Origin of the sequence: Streptomyces barkulensis, assembly GCF_002843305.1 — a bacterium.
GTDB lineage: Bacteria > Actinomycetota > Actinomycetes > Streptomycetales > Streptomycetaceae > Streptomyces > Streptomyces barkulensis.
On record NZ_PGSG01000031.1, the window covers coordinates 24,327 to 39,433 of the forward strand.

Here is a 15,107-nt window from a genome sequence, read left to right on the forward strand (position 1 = left end):
GGGCCCGGCTCGTCGAATCGCCGCACGGGAGCCGTGTCAGCCGGCGTCGGCCACCGGGCCCATCACGGCGAAGCGCGCGCCCTGGTCGTCCGAGAGCAGGGCGGAACGGCCGAACGGGCTGTCCATGGGCTCGCGCCGGACCTCCCCGCCCAGGGAGCGGACCGTCTCCGCGGCCTTGTCGCAGTCCTCGACGGAGAAGTACACCAGCATGTGCGCCGGGAGGTCGGCGGGCTGGTACGGCCCCATCTGGAGGCGGGCCGCGACCGGCTGCGGGCTGCCGGGCAGCGAGAAGAGCTTGAAGTCGAACTCCGTGCCCTCCGAGACCTGCTGCCCCTGATAGCCCAGGACGGTCTCGTAGAAGGGGTCGACGCGCTCCTTGTCGCGCGTGTAGACCTCGGGCCAGAAGAAGGAGCCGGGCGCGCCGTGGAGGTCGAAGCCCGCGTGGCCGTCCGCCTGCCACAGGCCGAAGACGGTGCCGCCCGGGTCGGTGGCCAGCAGGCTGGTGCCCATGCCGGGCACCACCGACGGCCCGGCGACGACCCGGCCGCCGGCCTCCCCGATCCGGTCTGCGGCGCCGGCCGCGTCCGCCGAGGAGAAGTACAGGTTCCACGCGCCCGAGGCGCCCTCCGGGTCCGCGGCCAGCGCCCCCACGGTCTTCCCGTCGCGCAGCGCCACCACGGAGGCACCGTGGCCGGTGTCGTGGTACGTCCAGCCGAACAGCTCGCCGTAGAAGCGCTTCGCCGCCTCCAGGTCGGGCACCGTCGCGTCCACCCAGCAGGGGAACCCTGCCTCGAAAGCGGTCACGTCCCGCTCCTCTCCATCACGTCGTGTCCTCGCCGTGCACGGCACGTACTGCGGTCGTCCGGACGCTATCCGCGGGCGCTCGAGCGGCGGACGAGAAGTGCCCGTGCCCGGCTCGCGGGGAGCCGGGCACGGGCGGTGCGGTGCGGTGCGCGGTGCGCGGGGTGCGGGGTGCGGACGGTACGTGGGGCGGGGCGGCGGGCTCAGCCGAGCCGGGTGCCCCGCGCCGAGACCGTGACGGGGCCGAAGACGGTGCCGTCCTGCTCCAGCACGGTGAAGGCGGTGGCGGTCGTGGTGAAGGTGTCGCCCGACAGCCGGCCCAGGTGGACGGCGTGCACGGTGCCGGGGAAGACGCCCTCGGCGGGCTCCGAGGGACCGGGGTGGGTCACGTAGAAGGAGAAGGTGCTCTTGCCGCGGGCCGTCCAGTAGCCGGTTCCCGGGTACTGCGGCACACCGTTCTCGTCGGGGGTGCCGTCGGTCGTCACGGTGCGGTCGTCGTGGAAGACGAAGCGCGAGACGGCGGTGGTGGCGTCCGGGCCGGTGCCGACGGTGACGGACACCTCCCAGGCGCCGGTGATCGCCGGGCCCCGGCCGTGCGCCCGGGCCTGGTCGGAGTCGGCGGCCGTGACCAGCAGGCCGGTGAGCACCGTCAGGACCGCGAACCAGACGGCGAGTACGCGCGGCGGGACGCGCCGCCGTGTGCCGGGGGCGGAGGCGGAGTGGGCGGCGGTGGCGGGCGGGATGGTCGCTGTGTCAGGCATGGACTGGCCTCTCTGCGTGCTGTGCGTGCTGTGCGTGCTGTGCCGGTGGTGCGTGCTGTGCCGGTGGTGAGGGCCGCTGCTGTGCGCGGGCCCTGAGATCGAAGCCGGGGCGGGCGACGTCCTGCGGCGTCAGGTCCGTGCCCGAGGCGAGCAGGCGGCGCGAGATGCCGTGGTCGGCGGGCCGGTTGACGGACTCCACGCCGGTCAGGCGCCCGGCGCGGAAACAGAACACCGAGAAACGCCCGGCGTCCGGGTCGCCGGCGACCACCGCCTCGTCGTGGCCCGCGGTGAGTCCGGCCATCTGCAGACGCAGCCCGTACTGCTCCGACCAGAACCACGGGACCGCGGTGTACGGGCCGGTCTCGCCCAGGATGTCGGCCGCCACGCGGCGGGCCTGGTCGGAGGCGTTCTGCACCGACTCCAGGCGGATGTGCCGCCCGGTCCACGGACTGGGGAAGCGTGCGCAGTCGCCGACGGCGTACACGTCCGGATCGCTGGTGCGCAGCCGCGGGTCGACGATGACGCCGTCGCCCACCAGCAGTCCGGCGGCGGTGGCGAGTTCGACGTTGGGCAGTGCGCCGATGCCGGCCACGACCAGATCGGCCGCCAGGCGCTCGCCGCCGTCCAGCTCCACCACCCGTACGTGCCCGGGGTCCTCGGAGCCGGCGCCGCCGTGCAGCGCCACCACCTCGCGGCGCGTCAGGACGCGGACGCCCTGCCCGCGGTGCTCGGCCGCGACGTGTTCCGAGACGGCCTCGGTGACCGCCCGGGACATGACCCGCGCGGCCGCCTCGACGACCGTGACCCGGTGGCCGAGCGTGCGGGCGGTGGCGGCCAGCTCCAGGCCGAGGAAGCCCGCGCCGACCACCACCACGTCCAGCTCCCGGCCATCGGTGAGCCGGTGGCGCAGCGCGTCGGCGTCGGCCAGGGAGCGCAGGGTCCGCACGCCCTCCAGGTCCGCCCCGGCCACGGGCAGGCGCCGCGGCCGCGAGCCGGTCGCCAGGACCAGTCGCCCGTAGGGCAGTTCACGGCCGGAGTCCAGCTCCACGGCCTTGCGGTCCCGGTCGATCCCGGCCGCCCGGTCGCCGCGGACCAGATCGATGTCGAGAGCGGAGAAGAAGTCGTCGGGCCGCAGTTCGAGGCCGGCCCGGTCCACCGTCCCCAGCAGATAGCCCTTCGACAGCGGCGGGCGCTGGTAGGGCAGCGCGGTCTCCTCCGCGACCAGCGTGATGCGGCCGGGGAAGCCGCGGGCGCGCAGCGCCGCGACGGTCTCCACGCCGCCCTGTCCCGCGCCGACGACGACCACGTCCGGCGTGCCGGGCTCCCCGGCGGTTCCTCCCGCCGTGCTCCGCGCCGTCTCCCCTGTCGCCCCGGCCATCAGCTCTGCGCCTCCGGCAGGTGCACCACCAGGCCGTCGATCTCCTCGGAGACCGGGAGCTGGCAGCTGAGGCGGCTGTTGTCGCGGCGGGGGCAGGCGGTGCCGTACAGCACCTCGTCCTCGGACTCGTGAACCTCCGGCAGCGGCAGCGTGTTGGCCTCGTCGACGTAGACGTGGCAGGTTCCGCACTGGGCGGAGCCGCCGCACTGGGCCTCGATGCCGTCGATGTTGTTGATCTTGGCGCCGCGCATGACCGTGTTGGGCGCCGCCACGTCGACGATGGTCTCGGTGCCGTTGGGGTGCTTGTAAGTGATCTTGGCCATGGCGCTCTCCTCGGCGAAATCGGCCGGCCGCACATCGGTAGGCAGCGAACGGTGGCAGCGGTGTCTGGGGGCGCACTGGGAGCGCGCTGGAGCGCTTCTGGAGCACGGCGTCCGAGCACGGCGGCCGGGGACCGGGCGCACGGACGGGCTCGACCGGGCCGCTACCGGCCGTCCACCCCGCCGCCGCAGCGTCGCCGCATGACCACCTGGACACCGCGCGCATCGGGCACCACCGGCAGGGACACCAGAGCGGACGGCGGGAGGGGCGGACGGCTCGGCCTCGTGCTGTTCGCCTGCTGCCTGGGGCAGTTCATGAACGTGCTCGACGCCTCGGTGGTGAACGTGGCCCTGCCCGTCATCGCGGAGGAACTGGGCTTCGAAAGACACACCCTGCAGTGGGTCAACAACGCCTACACCATCGCCGTCTGCGGCTTCCTGCTGCTCGGCGGCCGGCTCGCCGACCTGTTCGGACAGCGCCGGGTCTTCCTCTTCGGCGTCTCCCTGTTCACGCTGGCCAGCAGTGTCGGCGGGGCGGCGGACGACCCGGTCACGCTCGTGCTCGCCCGCGCCTTCCAGGGACTGGGCGCGGCCGTCATGGCCCCGGCCACCCTCACGGTGCTGGGCACCACGTTCACCGAACCCGCCGCCCGCGCCAGGGCGTTCGGGATGTGGAGCGCGGTCTCCGGAGCCGCCGGGGCGGCCGGGGTGCTGGTCGGAGGCGTGGTCACCCAGTGGTTCTCCTGGCGCTGGGTGCTGCTGATCAACGTGCCCCTGGGCCTGCTGCTGCTGGCCGCCGTGTACTGGGCCGTCCCCGGGACCGGGACGCGGCGGGACGGGCCGGGCGGAAGGAAGGGCCTGGACCTGCCGGGCGCGCTGGCCGTCACCTGCGGTCTGATGGCCACCGTCCACGGCGTCGCCGCCTCCGGCGCCCACGGCTGGGACTCACCGCGGGTCTGGGGGACGACGGCGGCCGGTGCGGCGCTGCTGGGCCTGTTCGTGCTCCACCAGGCCCGGTTCGCCCGGCACCCCCTGGTGCCGCTCGGCGTCTTCCGCAACCGGTCGCTGACCGCCGCCAACCTCGTCGCCTTCTTCGGCATCGCGGCCCTCTTCAGCACCTTCTACTTCTTCACCCTGGTCCTCCAGCAGGTGCTCGGCTACAGCCCGCTGCGCACCGGGCTGAGCTATCTGCCGATGTCCCTGGGCATCGCCCTCGGCGGCTGGGGCATCGCCCGGACGGTGCCCCGCACCGGCCCCCGGCCGGTGCTGCTGGGCGGACTGTCGCTGTCGTGCGCCGGGCTGCTGTGGCTGTCGGGGGTGGACGCCGGCTCCACCTACGCGGCCGACGTCCTCGGCCCCGCCCTGCTGCTGGGCTTCGGCATGGGCGCCGTCCTCAACGCGACGACGAACGCCGCCACCGCCGGCGTGCCCGCCCGCGACGCCGGACTGGCCTCGGGCCTGCTGAACACCACCCGCCAGCTCGGCAGCGCCGCCGGACTGGTGACCCTGGCCGCCCTCTCCACCGCCCGCGCGGACCGCGAACTCGCCGGCGGGGCGGCCCTGGAGGACGCGCTCGCCTCCGGCTACGGACTGGCCCTGACCGGCGCCGCGCTGTTCACCGCCGCGGGACTGCTGGCGGCCCTCGCCGTACCGGGCCGGGGGGCTCCGCTCCAAAGGGGCTCCGGTCCAAGGGCGCTCCAGCCGTCTTCGAGACGGTGACGGGACGCTGGCGCCCTGACGAGAACGGAGGTTTCCGATGGCGACCAATCCGCCCGTAACGGCGGGCGCCGACGCGCTGCGCGCGTTCGGTTCCCAGCGGCCGCAGTGGACGGTCCGCACGCCCGGCGGCACCGACGGACCCGACGACCCCGAAGGCACCGGCGAGGGGAGCGGGGGGAGCGGCACCGGGACCCGGGTGGAGTACGCGACCATCGAGGTCCCCCGCGACTACGCCGACCCGGAGGGCGAGCGCGTCACCCTCGCCCTCAGCCGCCGCCGGGCCACCGACCCCGCCCGCCGACGCGGCGTCCTGCTGGCCGTCAACGGCGGGCCCGGCGGGGACTGGGGCCTGGGCCGCGAGCTGCCGGGCGAGTACGAGGGCGGCCCCGTCCACGAGGTCTACGACCTCATCGGCTTCGACCCGCGCGGCACCGGGGACTCCACCCGCCTGTACGCCGAGGTCACCGTCCCCGCCGCCCCCTTCGACTCCCGGCCCCCCGACTCCGCGTTCGGGGCCCTGGCCGAGGACATGCGGCTGCGCGAGCTGGCCTGCGAGCGGGCCGGCGGCGAACTGCGCCGCCACATCAGCACCCGCAACACCGCCCGCGACATGGACGTCATCCGCGCCGTCCTCGGCGAGGAGCGGATCAGCTTCGTGGGCTACGCCTACGGCGCGTACGTCGGCGCCGTCTTCGGCAGCATGTTCCCCGACCGCCTGGACCGCAGTGTGCTCGACTCCTGCGTCCACCCCGGGTGGACCTGGCGCGAGCAGTTCCTGTGGCAGGGCGACGCCGTCCGGCGCAACGTCGACCGATGGGCCGAGTGGACCGGCGAACGCGACGGGCACTTCGGCCTGGGCACCGGACCCGAGCAGGTGCTCGCCGCGGTGGAGGAGGTCGTCGCACGCCTGGACGAGCAGTGCGACACCCCGCGGCTGCGCACCCTCCTCGACGGCGCGGTGGGCAACCGCGCGACCGACCGGAGCAGATGGGAGGAGCTGGGCCTGCTGGTGGCGGGACTGCGGGAGGCGACCGCCGCCGGCGACCTGGACCGCTGCCACGGGCTCCTGGCCGAGCAGGGCACCTGGCGGCCCGAGGACAGCGAGGGCGACCTGCGCGTCGGCGTTCTGGAGGCCATCACCCTGGAACACGCCTGGCCCGCCGACCTGGAGGTCTACCACCAGGACATGCGCGACTTCCGCGAGCGCTTCCCCTACGGCTACGGCGTGCTGCGCGCCCAGCCGTGGGTCGGCGCGTTCCGCACCTTCACGGCACCGGAGGAGCCCACCCGCATCACGCGCGACGGCTACCCGGCGGGCCTGGTCGTCCAGGCCGACGGCGATCCGCTGGACCACTACGAGGGCGGCGTCGCCATGGCCGGGCTGCTCGGCCACACCCTGCTCACCGTGGAGGACTCCGGCGACCACGAGGTCTACGCCCTGGCCGGCAACCCCGGTGTCGACGCCCATGTCGAGCGCTATCTGACCGACGGCGTCCTCCCGCCCCCGGGCACCACCTGCCCGGGCACGGTCTCCCGCCCGGACGTCCCGGCGGATGCCCCGGCGGACGTCCCGGCGGATGTCCCGGCGGGCGTCTGACCCGTCCGGGGCGGCGCTACGGTGGGGCTCCGTTCTCGGAGGGAGAGGGGGACCGACCGTGAAGTACCCGTATCCGTACCCGTGTTCGCGCGGTCCGGAAGCCGGGCCGCGCGGATGGGCGCGGCCCGGCGGAAGGGCCCGGAGGGCCGCAAGGGGGACCGCACGGGGGACCGCCCGGTGAGCCGGCCGCGGATCCTGCTGACCGGAGCGACGGGGTTCATCGGCTCCAGGGTGCTGCGCACGCTGCTGGGGGAGGGAACGGCCGGCGGACCGGCGGCCTCCGTGCGGGCCCTGGCGCGCACCGTGCCGTCCGGCGCGCCGGACGTCCCCGGGCTCTCGTGGACGCGGGCGGATCTGGGCGATCCCTCCTCGCTGCGGGGAGCGGCCCGCGGGCAGGACGTACTGGTCCACCTCGCCTCGCGGATCACCGGGAGCGAGGCGGAGTGCGCGGCGGTCAACGTGCGCGGCACCGCGGCCCTCGTGGAGGAGGCGCGCGAGGCCGGGGTGAGGAGGATCGTCCACCTGTCCACCGCCGCGGTCTACGGGCCGGGCCCGCACCGGGGCATCGGCGTGGGCGGGACCGAGCCCGCCCCGGTGTCCGCCGCGAGCGTCACCCGGCTGGCCGGGGAGGAGCCCGTCCTCGCGGCGGGCGGTGTCGTGCTCCGCCCCAACCTGGTGCTCGGGGCGGGCGACCGGTGGGTGGTGCCGGCCCTCGCCGAACTGCTGGAGCGCGTGCCGGCCCGCTGGGACGGCGGCGCCGCGCTGGTGTCGATGGTGGACGCCGGCGACCTGGCCCGGCTGGTGACCGCCCTGGCGTGCTCACCCGGGGAGCCGCCGGCCGGCGTGTACCACGCCGGCCATCCGCGGCCGGTGCGCCTGCGCGACCTCATGGACCGCCTGGCGTCGCTGGGCGTGCTGCCCGGGGTCTTCGAGGACCTGCCCTGGGAGGACTGCCTGCGGCGGCTGCGGGAGACACCGGGCACGGTGGACGAGCGCCGGTTCGCCCTGCTGGGGCTCGACCACTGGTACCGCAGCGACGAGGTCTGGCGGGTCGCGGGCTGCCCCGCCGGCCCGGGACCGCTGGCGCGGCTGGAGGAGGCCGCGCCCTGGTACCGCGACCTGCTCGCCGGACGGCGGGCGGACCGGGACGGCCGCTGAACGGGCACCGCGACGAGCGCCGCCCGGCCGGTCCGCCCGGCCCCTGTCGGAGGGGCCGGCCAGACCGGCCGGGACCGTGTACGGGGCGAGGCCTCGGGAGGGGCCTCGGGCGAGCCTCGGGAGGGGCCTCGGGAGGGGCCGGTCAGGCGGGCTGAAGGGCCGGCACGCGCGACATGGCCGTGACCGTGGTGGTGAAGACCGCCTCACCGTCCTGGTGCGCGGTGACGCGGACCGTGTCGCCGGGGATGCCGGGGGCCGACGGCACGGGCTCGGCCTCGATCCAGCACGGCCGGTCGAATTCCACGTACTTCTCGAAGGTGCTGTCCAGGCTGGTGAGCAGCAGCGGGCGCCCCGTGCCGTCGAGCGCGTGGACCGCCTGGCGGGCGGCCTCCAGCAGGACCATGCCGGGCACGTGGTCCACCGGGTGGTCGAAGAGGACGGGGTGGCTGAGGTCGTTCCTCAGCGACCAGCGCCCCGGCTCGCCGGTGGGGGAGAGGACGACGTCGAAGGGCGAGGAGCGGCCCACGAGGCCGGGGGTGACGGGAAGGCCGGGGGCCGGCGGACGGGACACCTGCGTGCGGCCGGCGCGCAGTCTGCGGTAGACGGCCGGGGAGGTGCAGGTGAAACGGGCCCCGCCGGTGGCGACGACCTCGCCGTCGACCCGGACGGTGGCGGTGTACCGCATTCCGGCCAGCCGCTTTCCGCGGTGGCTGACGTCCGCGCAGGTGATGTCCAGCCGGAGGTCCGCGGGGGACCCCCCGATCTCGAGACTGCCGGGCAGGACCGAGAAGTTGAGGTTCCACATCAGGAAGGGGTGGCCGAGGGGCACGCCGAAGCAGGCGTGCGACATCAGCGTTCCGGCCTGGCGGATCGTCTCGGCCATCAGCATGGAGTCGTAGTGGCGTCCACCGTCCACGGGGACCGGCGCGAAGAAGCTGTGCCCCCGGGGCCACTGGGCGGTCACGGTGCAGCGGTCGCCGTCGAGCGGTGACCAGCCGGTCAGGAAGACCTCGGCCAGGGCGGCCCGGTGGACGTACTCCCGGGGGACCGTCGTGGTCAGTCCCCCGGGGAGGCGGGGGCGAGGAACGGCGGGCACGAAAGGTGCACCGGAACCGGCGGAGCCGGCGGAACCGGCGGAACCGGCGGAACCGGCGACGAAGGCTTCGATCATGAGATCCCCCAAGCACTGCTTACGACCGGATGGGCGGGCGTCTTGCTGTGTCGTGCTTCGAGGAAAAGATACCTGGTGCTCGGTTTTTTTCTAAGGAGGTCTTTGTCAAATCTTGGTGAATCGCTGACATTGGGAAATCAGATTCCGGAAGTGACCATTCCGTTGGCCTGCCGCCACACGTCCCGTCCCCGCTCCGGGCGGAGGTCGAGCGTGGACAGGACGGCCGGCAGCGTGATGCTCGGCATGAGATGGCGGTAGAGGGACGCGGCGGAGTTCTCCAGGGAGTCGCGGCGTCCCAGTATCTGCGCCACCAGGTTGATACCGGTGTAGGCGCCGACGAACAGCTCGCCGCTCTCCACCGGGTCGACGTGCGACAGGAGTTCGCCGTTCACCCGCGCCTCCCGCAGCGTGCCGACGCAGATGTCCATCCACTCCTGGTAGGGGCGGCTGCGGTACGGCACGTGCCCGGCTCCCTGGTCGAGGGCGAGCCTTATGCTGCCCCGCAGCAGGGGGTCGGTGGTGAGGCGGTAGGCGAAGACCATCCCGAGGTCGACGAACTCCTGCGTCTTGCTCGGCTGGGCCAGCGAGACCGTGCCCTCCCTGGTCTGCGCGTCCAGGACGGCCTGCGCCAGCTCCTCCTTGGAGGCGAAGTGGAAGTACAGGGCGCCCTTGGTGACCTGTGCGCGTTCGAGGATCTCCGTCAGCTTCGCGGCGTCGTACCCCTTCTCCTCGAAGACGGACGCGGCGGCCTCCAGGATCGCTCGACGTGTCCGGAGGGCGCGGTCCTGTCTGGCCATATGGGCATCCGTCCTCTGGTGAGACTCTGTTCGCCGTACGCGGTCAAGTATAGACCGTCCGGTATGTTTCCGCCGAGGTGGCGGCACCGGACGGCACTGGACGGCGCCGGACGGCACCGGACGGCGCCGGGGAACGGGTGGCGGCCGGAAGCCCGCACGGGCGCCGTCAGGGGCGGCCGCCCCCGACGCCCAGGGGCAGGTGGATGTCGATCCGCGTGCCCCGGCCGGGCGCGCTGTCGAAGGCCACCCGGCCGCCGAGGTCCTCGATCCGGTCGGAGACGGTGCGCAGGCCGGGCGTGCCGTCCCCGTCGCCCCGGACGCTGATGTGGACCCAGCGGCGGGTCACCCTGCCGACGACCGCGATCCGGGTGGCCCGGGCACGGCGGATGCCGTCGTGCAGGCACTGCCGCACGGCGAGGAGGAGTTCGCGCCGCAGGGCCTGCGGCAGGCCCTGCTCGTCACCGGTCATGCGGGCGGTGACGCGGACCTCCGTGCCCGGTGAGGCCTGCGCGGCGAAGGAGCGCACCGCCTCCTCCAGCGGCGGTACGTCGCTCGCCTCGGCCAGGCCGGTCACGAGCTCCCGGGTGCGGCCGAGCGCCGAGCGCAGGCAGTCCCCGGCGGTGGCCAGGTGCCCTTCGGGGTCCTCGGCCCGAGAGGTGTGCAGTTCCAGCCGGTGCAGTGCCACGGAGAGCTGGGTGCCGATCTCGTCGTGCAGGGTGCGGGCGGCCCGGCGGCACTCGCGCCACGGCTCGTCGTGATCCCCTCCGGCCGGCCGGCCGGAGGCCGCCGGCCGGTCCCGCAGCGACCGGCCCAGCGTGCCGACGAGCGCGGCCGCGCGGGGCAGCGCGTCCTCGGCCGCCGAGACCGCCATGACGTGCAGCAGCGCGCACTCGACGAGCAGGACGCCCGCGTCGGCGGCCAGCCCCCGGTCCAGGGCGGGACGGCGGCCCTCCGTTCCGGAGCGGTCCGGCCCGGTGCGGTCCGTTCCGGCGCCGTCCTCGTCGGTGGGGGGCCGTCCGGTGCCGGGGATCCCCGCCGCGTCGCCGAGCAGCCGCCGGGCGTGGGCGACCAGGGCGGGGCGCAGGGCGAGCGGGTCGCCGGTTCCCCGGGAGCCGAGCAGGACGGGCAGCCGCTCCTCGAAGCGGCGCAGGATCGCCCGTGTCTCACCGGGCAGCAGCAGGGGGCCCCTGGGCGCCGCGCCGGGCCGTCCGCCGGGGCGCGGGCGGTCCGGCGCCGGCGGCGCGGTCCTGCCGACCGCCGCCGGCGCCGGAGGGAAGGACCTGCTGAGGCCGTCCTGCAGGGCGGCGGCGAAGCCGCGGCCCACCAGGGCCTCCAGGAGGTCCGTCCCGGAGCCGCTTCCGAATGGAGCGTCAGTCCTCACGTCGTCCCCCGATCGACTGTGCCGCGGGCCGTCACGCACCGGCGCGGTGGCGGAAGGAGCGGCCACCGCCTCTCACGTTCGCCCGAGAAGCAGGACATGTGGACGCTAACAAACCGGGCTCCCTGTTTGTCAAGGGAGGTTGTCGGCCGCCTGTCTGTCGCTCCCCTTCCGGCCCGGCGGCGCGGGAGGAGAGGCGGGAGGAGAGGCGGGAGGAGAGGCGGGGGGATGCGCGGGAGGAGGTGCGGCGGAGGCCACCACGGACTCCGTCCCCGCGGGGTCCACCGACTCCAGGGCGTGCGGGGCCGCGATGGCCGGGAGCATCACCTCCCAGAAGCGGGTGAGTCCGCCGCGCGACAGCCACCGCTCGTTCCTCTTCCCGAGGGATTCCAGTCCGGTGGTCGCGGCGACGACCGTGGCGGCCACGGCCTGGCGGGACGCGGCTCCCCGCAGGGCGCCCTCGTCGGCCGCCCGGGCCAGGATGCCGTGGACGCAGGAGTGCCACTCCTGGCGCAGGTCGGGCCCGGAGGGCCGGGCGGGGTCGCGGTTGAGCCGGTAGCCGGCGCGCACCACCACGTCCTCACGGATCATCCTGGCGAAGACGTGGGTGTGGTCGGTGAGTTGCTGCAGGGCGCTGGCGCCGGACCCCAGGACGTGCCGGGAGGCCCGGTGGAGGGCCCGCGACGCCGCGTGCTCGACGGCGTCGGCCACGGCGGCCTTGTTCTCGAAGTGGAAGTGCAGGGCGCCGGGGCTCACGCCCGCGCCCGAGCTGATCTCGGTCAGGCGGGCCTGGACGTAACCGTGCCGCTCGAACAGCTCGGCCGCGGACCGGATGAGCGCGTGGCGGGTGCGTACGGCCCGTTCCTGTCTGGTCACGAGTACCTCCGGGGGAGGTGGGGACGTCGTGCCGGCCGCCCGTGGCGGAGGACGGGGACGGGGAGCACCCGAGCGGGGGAAGTTGGAGGCTCCATCATGGCAACAATAAAACCAACTGGATGGTTTACATGCCAGTCACTCACATGAAAACGGCCGGTCCCTTACCCGCGTGAACCCGTGTGCTCTGGCCTGCGGTAATGGCTTCCCGGATATGCCGGAAGGCTTCATTCCCCTCGACTTCACCTGTGACCTGCGGCGACGGAAGGTCGTAGGGTTCCGCCGGAGAGGTCCGGCGCTCGCGCGGAGGCGGTGCGGGACTTGAGGGGAAGTTGACAAACCAGCGGCCCGGTTTGTAATGTCCGGCGCGACGGTCCACTCGTGATGCGCCAACCGCCTCGAGCAGGAGCAGCAGATGACACTGCAGACCATCGAATCCCTGGACCCCGGGATAACCGGGGAAGATCGAGAAGCGCAGCCACTGTCGCCCTCGGCGGGCGCACCGCAGACCGGGACACCCGTCCGCACCGACCGGAACGCACTGCGGGTGCTTGTGGTGGAGAGTGAGCCGCGGGCCGCCCAGTCCCTGGTGCAGGGGCTGCGAAGACACGGCTACCTGGCGGACAGCGTGGCCACCGGGGCCAAGGCCCTGCACGCCCATCACAGTGCCGACCTGGTTCTGCTCGACCTCGACCTGCCGGACCTCGACGGTCTGGAGGTGTGCCGGAGCATCCGCTCCTCCTGCGAGACGCCGGTCATCGCCATCACGGCACGGGACACCGAACTCGACAGGGTGCTGGGACTGCAGGCCGGCGCGGACGACTACATGTCCAAGCCCTATGGCTTCCGGGAGCTGCTCGCCCGGATCCAGGCGATCATGCGCAGGGTCAGGCCCCGGGAACCGCAGGAGCGGATCATCGTCCGGGGGCCGCTGCGCATCGACCTGGACAACTGGGAGGTCCGGCTCGACGGGAAGCCCGTCGAGCTGACCCGTAAGGAGTTCGGGCTCCTGCGGATGCTCGCCTCGCGCCCCAACAGCGTCGTCTCCCGGCGGCAGTTGATGGCCCAGGTGTGGGACGACTCGTGGTCCCGGCCGGGCCGCACCATTGACACGCACGTCAGCAGCCTGCGCAACAAGCTCGGTTCCAGCAGCTGGATCATCACGGTCCGCGGGGTCGGGTTCCGGCTGGGCCACCCCTGACGGCCGTTCGCCCGGACCACCGGCCCCGGCGGGCCGCCCGTCCGGGAAGCCCGACGGAAGGCCCGGCCGACCCCGGCCCGGGTCGTCCGACACCGGCGCGTCCACTCCGCGAGGCGCGCGGGAAGCAGCATTCCGGACGAGGACGAAGGAGAACCCATCGTGCGCAAGGTGCTCATCGCCAATCGCGGTGAAATCGCTGTCCGGGTCGCCCGGGCCTGCCGGGACGCCGGGATCGCGAGCGTGGCCGTCTACGCCGACCCGGACCGGGACGCGCTCCACGTGCGGGCGGCGGACGAGGCCTTCGCGCTCGGTGGCGACACCCCCGCCACCAGCTACCTGGACATGGACAAGGTGCTCAGGGCCGCCGCCGACTCCGGCGCCGACGCGGTCCACCCCGGCTACGGCTTCCTGTCGGAGAACGCCGACTTCGCCCAGGCCGTCCTCGACGCCGGGCTGACCTGGATCGGCCCGCCTCCGCAGGCCATCCGCGACCTGGGCGACAAGGTCGCCGCCCGCCACATCGCCCAGCGCGCCGGCGCCCCGCTGGTGGCCGGCACCCCCGACCCGGTCTCCGGCGCGGACGAGGTCGTCGCCTTCGCCACCGAGCACGGCCTGCCCATCGCGATCAAGGCCGCCTTCGGCGGCGGCGGACGCGGCCTGAAGGTCGCCCGCACCCTTGAGGAGGTCCCCGAGCTGTACGACTCCGCGGTGCGCGAGGCGGTGGCCGCCTTCGGCCGCGGCGAGTGCTTCGTGGAGCGCTACCTGGACCGGCCCCGGCACGTGGAGACCCAGTGCCTGGCCGACACCCACGGCAACGTGGTGGTCGTCTCCACCCGGGACTGCTCGCTGCAGCGCCGCCACCAGAAACTGGTCGAGGAGGCCCCCGCCCCGTTCCTGACCGACGCGCAGAACGCCGAGCTGTACCGCGCCTCCAAGGCCATCCTGAAGGAGGCCGGCTACGTCGGCGCCGGCACCTGCGAGTTCCTGGTCGGCCAGGACGGCACCATCTCCTTCCTGGAGGTCAACACCCGCCTGCAGGTCGAGCACCCGGTCACCGAGGAGGTCACCGGCCTGGACCTGGTGCGCGAGATGTTCCGCATCGCCGACGGCGAACCGCTGGGCTACGACGACCCGCCGGTGCGCGGCCACTCGCTGGAGTTCCGCATCAACGGCGAGGACCCCGGCCGGGGCTTCCTGCCCGCCCCGGGCACCGTCACCCGCTTCGATCCGCCCGCCGGCCCGGGCGTGCGCCTGGACGCCGGGGTGGAGTCCGGCTCGGTCATCGGCCCGGCCTGGGACTCGCTGCTGGCCAAGCTGATCGTCACCGGCGCCACCCGGGCCCAGGCGCTGCAGCGGGCCGCCCGGGCGCTGGCGGAGTTCACCGTGGAGGGCATGGCCACCGCCCTGCCCTTCCACCGCACGGTGGTCGCCGACCCGGCCTTCGCCCCCGAGGTCAACGGCCGGCCCGCCGGCCCCTTCGAGGTCCACACCCGGTGGATCGAGACCGAGTTCGTCAACGAGATCAGCCCGTTCACCGCGCCCGGCGCGGACGCCGAGGACGACGACGAGCCCGGCCGCGAGACGGTGGTCGTCGAGGTCGGCGGCAAGCGCCTGGAGGTCTCCCTGCCCGCCGCGCTGGGCATGTCCCTGGCCCGTACCGCCGCGGCCGGCGGCGCCCGCCCCAAACGCCGCGCGGCCAGGAAGTCCGGTCCGGCCGCCTCCGGTGACGCGCTGGCCTCCCCGATGCAGGGCACCATCGTCAAGATCGCCGTCGAGGAGGGCCAGACGGTGGCCGAGGGCGAGCTGATCGTGGTGCTGGAGGCGATGAAGATGGAACAGCCCATCAACGCCCACCGCGCCGGCACCGTCAAGGGCCTGACCGCCGCCGTCGGCACCGGTGTCAGCGCCGGCGCCGTCATCTGCGAGATCAAGGACTGAACCCGAACCGGCCCG

13 protein-coding genes are annotated in these 15,107 nt (G+C 74.3%); 5 read left to right on the forward strand and 8 right to left on the reverse strand.

Annotation, left to right across the window (positions count from 1 at the left end; translation table 11 throughout):
* Positions 1 to 36: 36 nt before the first annotated feature.
* The 4 genes from CUT83_RS08090 to CUT83_RS08105 all read right to left on the reverse strand — a co-directional run bounded on the left by CUT83_RS08090 (position 37) and on the right by CUT83_RS08105 (position 3,263).
* Positions 37 to 804, reverse strand: a complete 768-nt coding sequence (locus CUT83_RS08090; RefSeq protein WP_101255205.1) for a VOC family protein — start codon at positions 802 to 804, stop codon at positions 37 to 39.
* A gap of 200 nt (positions 805 to 1,004) precedes the next feature.
* On the reverse strand, positions 1,005 to 1,562 hold the full coding sequence (locus CUT83_RS08095) for a hypothetical protein (protein WP_101255206.1): 558 nt from the start codon (positions 1,560 to 1,562) through the stop codon (positions 1,005 to 1,007).
* On the reverse strand, positions 1,555 to 2,940 hold the full coding sequence (locus CUT83_RS08100; protein WP_101255207.1) for an NAD(P)/FAD-dependent oxidoreductase: 1,386 nt from the start codon (positions 2,938 to 2,940) through the stop codon (positions 1,555 to 1,557). The genes CUT83_RS08095 and CUT83_RS08100 overlap by 8 nt, the downstream gene beginning before the upstream one ends.
* Positions 2,940 to 3,263 (reverse strand): 2Fe-2S iron-sulfur cluster-binding protein, encoded by a 324-nt coding sequence (locus CUT83_RS08105; RefSeq protein WP_101255208.1) that lies wholly within the window; start codon positions 3,261 to 3,263, stop codon positions 2,940 to 2,942. Before CUT83_RS08105 ends, CUT83_RS08100 begins: the two co-directional genes overlap by 1 nt.
* 198 nt (positions 3,264 to 3,461) lie before the next feature.
* Here CUT83_RS08105 and CUT83_RS08110 point away from each other — a divergent pair, with 198 nt between their 5' ends.
* The 3 genes from CUT83_RS08110 (at position 3,462) to CUT83_RS08120 (ending at position 7,734) form a co-directional block, all read left to right on the forward strand.
* Positions 3,462 to 4,979: an MFS transporter gene (locus CUT83_RS08110; RefSeq protein ID WP_101255209.1), complete on the forward strand. Its 1,518-nt coding sequence runs from the start codon at positions 3,462 to 3,464 to the stop codon at positions 4,977 to 4,979.
* Between the two features lie 37 nt (positions 4,980 to 5,016).
* On the forward strand, positions 5,017 to 6,576 hold the full coding sequence (locus CUT83_RS08115; protein WP_101255210.1) for an alpha/beta fold hydrolase: 1,560 nt from the start codon (positions 5,017 to 5,019) through the stop codon (positions 6,574 to 6,576).
* A 177-nt stretch (positions 6,577 to 6,753) separates the two neighbouring features.
* Positions 6,754 to 7,734: an NAD-dependent epimerase/dehydratase family protein gene (locus CUT83_RS08120; RefSeq protein ID WP_240958053.1), complete on the forward strand. Its 981-nt coding sequence runs from the start codon at positions 6,754 to 6,756 to the stop codon at positions 7,732 to 7,734.
* A gap of 142 nt (positions 7,735 to 7,876) precedes the next feature.
* On the opposite strand, the gene CUT83_RS08125 is transcribed toward CUT83_RS08120, so the two are convergent.
* The 4 genes from CUT83_RS08125 to CUT83_RS08140 form a co-directional block, all read right to left on the reverse strand.
* On the reverse strand, positions 7,877 to 8,830 hold the full coding sequence (locus CUT83_RS08125; protein WP_240958052.1) for a ScbA/BarX family gamma-butyrolactone biosynthesis protein: 954 nt from the start codon (positions 8,828 to 8,830) through the stop codon (positions 7,877 to 7,879).
* A gap of 212 nt (positions 8,831 to 9,042) precedes the next feature.
* Complete coding sequence (locus CUT83_RS08130; RefSeq protein ID WP_240958050.1) at positions 9,043 to 9,702, reverse strand: ScbR family autoregulator-binding transcription factor; 660 nt, start codon at positions 9,700 to 9,702, stop codon at positions 9,043 to 9,045.
* 166 nt (positions 9,703 to 9,868) lie between these two features.
* Entirely contained in the window at positions 9,869 to 11,083 is a 1,215-nt protein-coding gene (locus tag CUT83_RS08135; protein ID WP_143688512.1) for a sensor histidine kinase, read from the reverse strand.
* Between the two features lie 129 nt (positions 11,084 to 11,212).
* Entirely contained in the window at positions 11,213 to 11,956 is a 744-nt protein-coding gene (locus CUT83_RS08140; RefSeq protein WP_101255214.1) for a ScbR family autoregulator-binding transcription factor, read from the reverse strand.
* Positions 11,957 to 12,368: 412 nt separating this feature from the next.
* Between CUT83_RS08140 and CUT83_RS08145 the strand changes: the two genes are divergently transcribed.
* Together CUT83_RS08145 and CUT83_RS08150 are read left to right on the forward strand one after the other, a co-directional pair.
* Positions 12,369 to 13,154 (forward strand): response regulator transcription factor, encoded by a 786-nt coding sequence (locus CUT83_RS08145; RefSeq protein ID WP_101255215.1) that lies wholly within the window; start codon positions 12,369 to 12,371, stop codon positions 13,152 to 13,154.
* Positions 13,155 to 13,313: 159 nt separating this feature from the next.
* A complete protein-coding gene (locus tag CUT83_RS08150; RefSeq protein ID WP_101255216.1) occupies positions 13,314 to 15,092 on the forward strand; it encodes an acetyl/propionyl/methylcrotonyl-CoA carboxylase subunit alpha in 1,779 nt (592 codons plus the stop codon).
* The last annotated feature ends 15 nt before the right edge of the window (positions 15,093 to 15,107 follow it).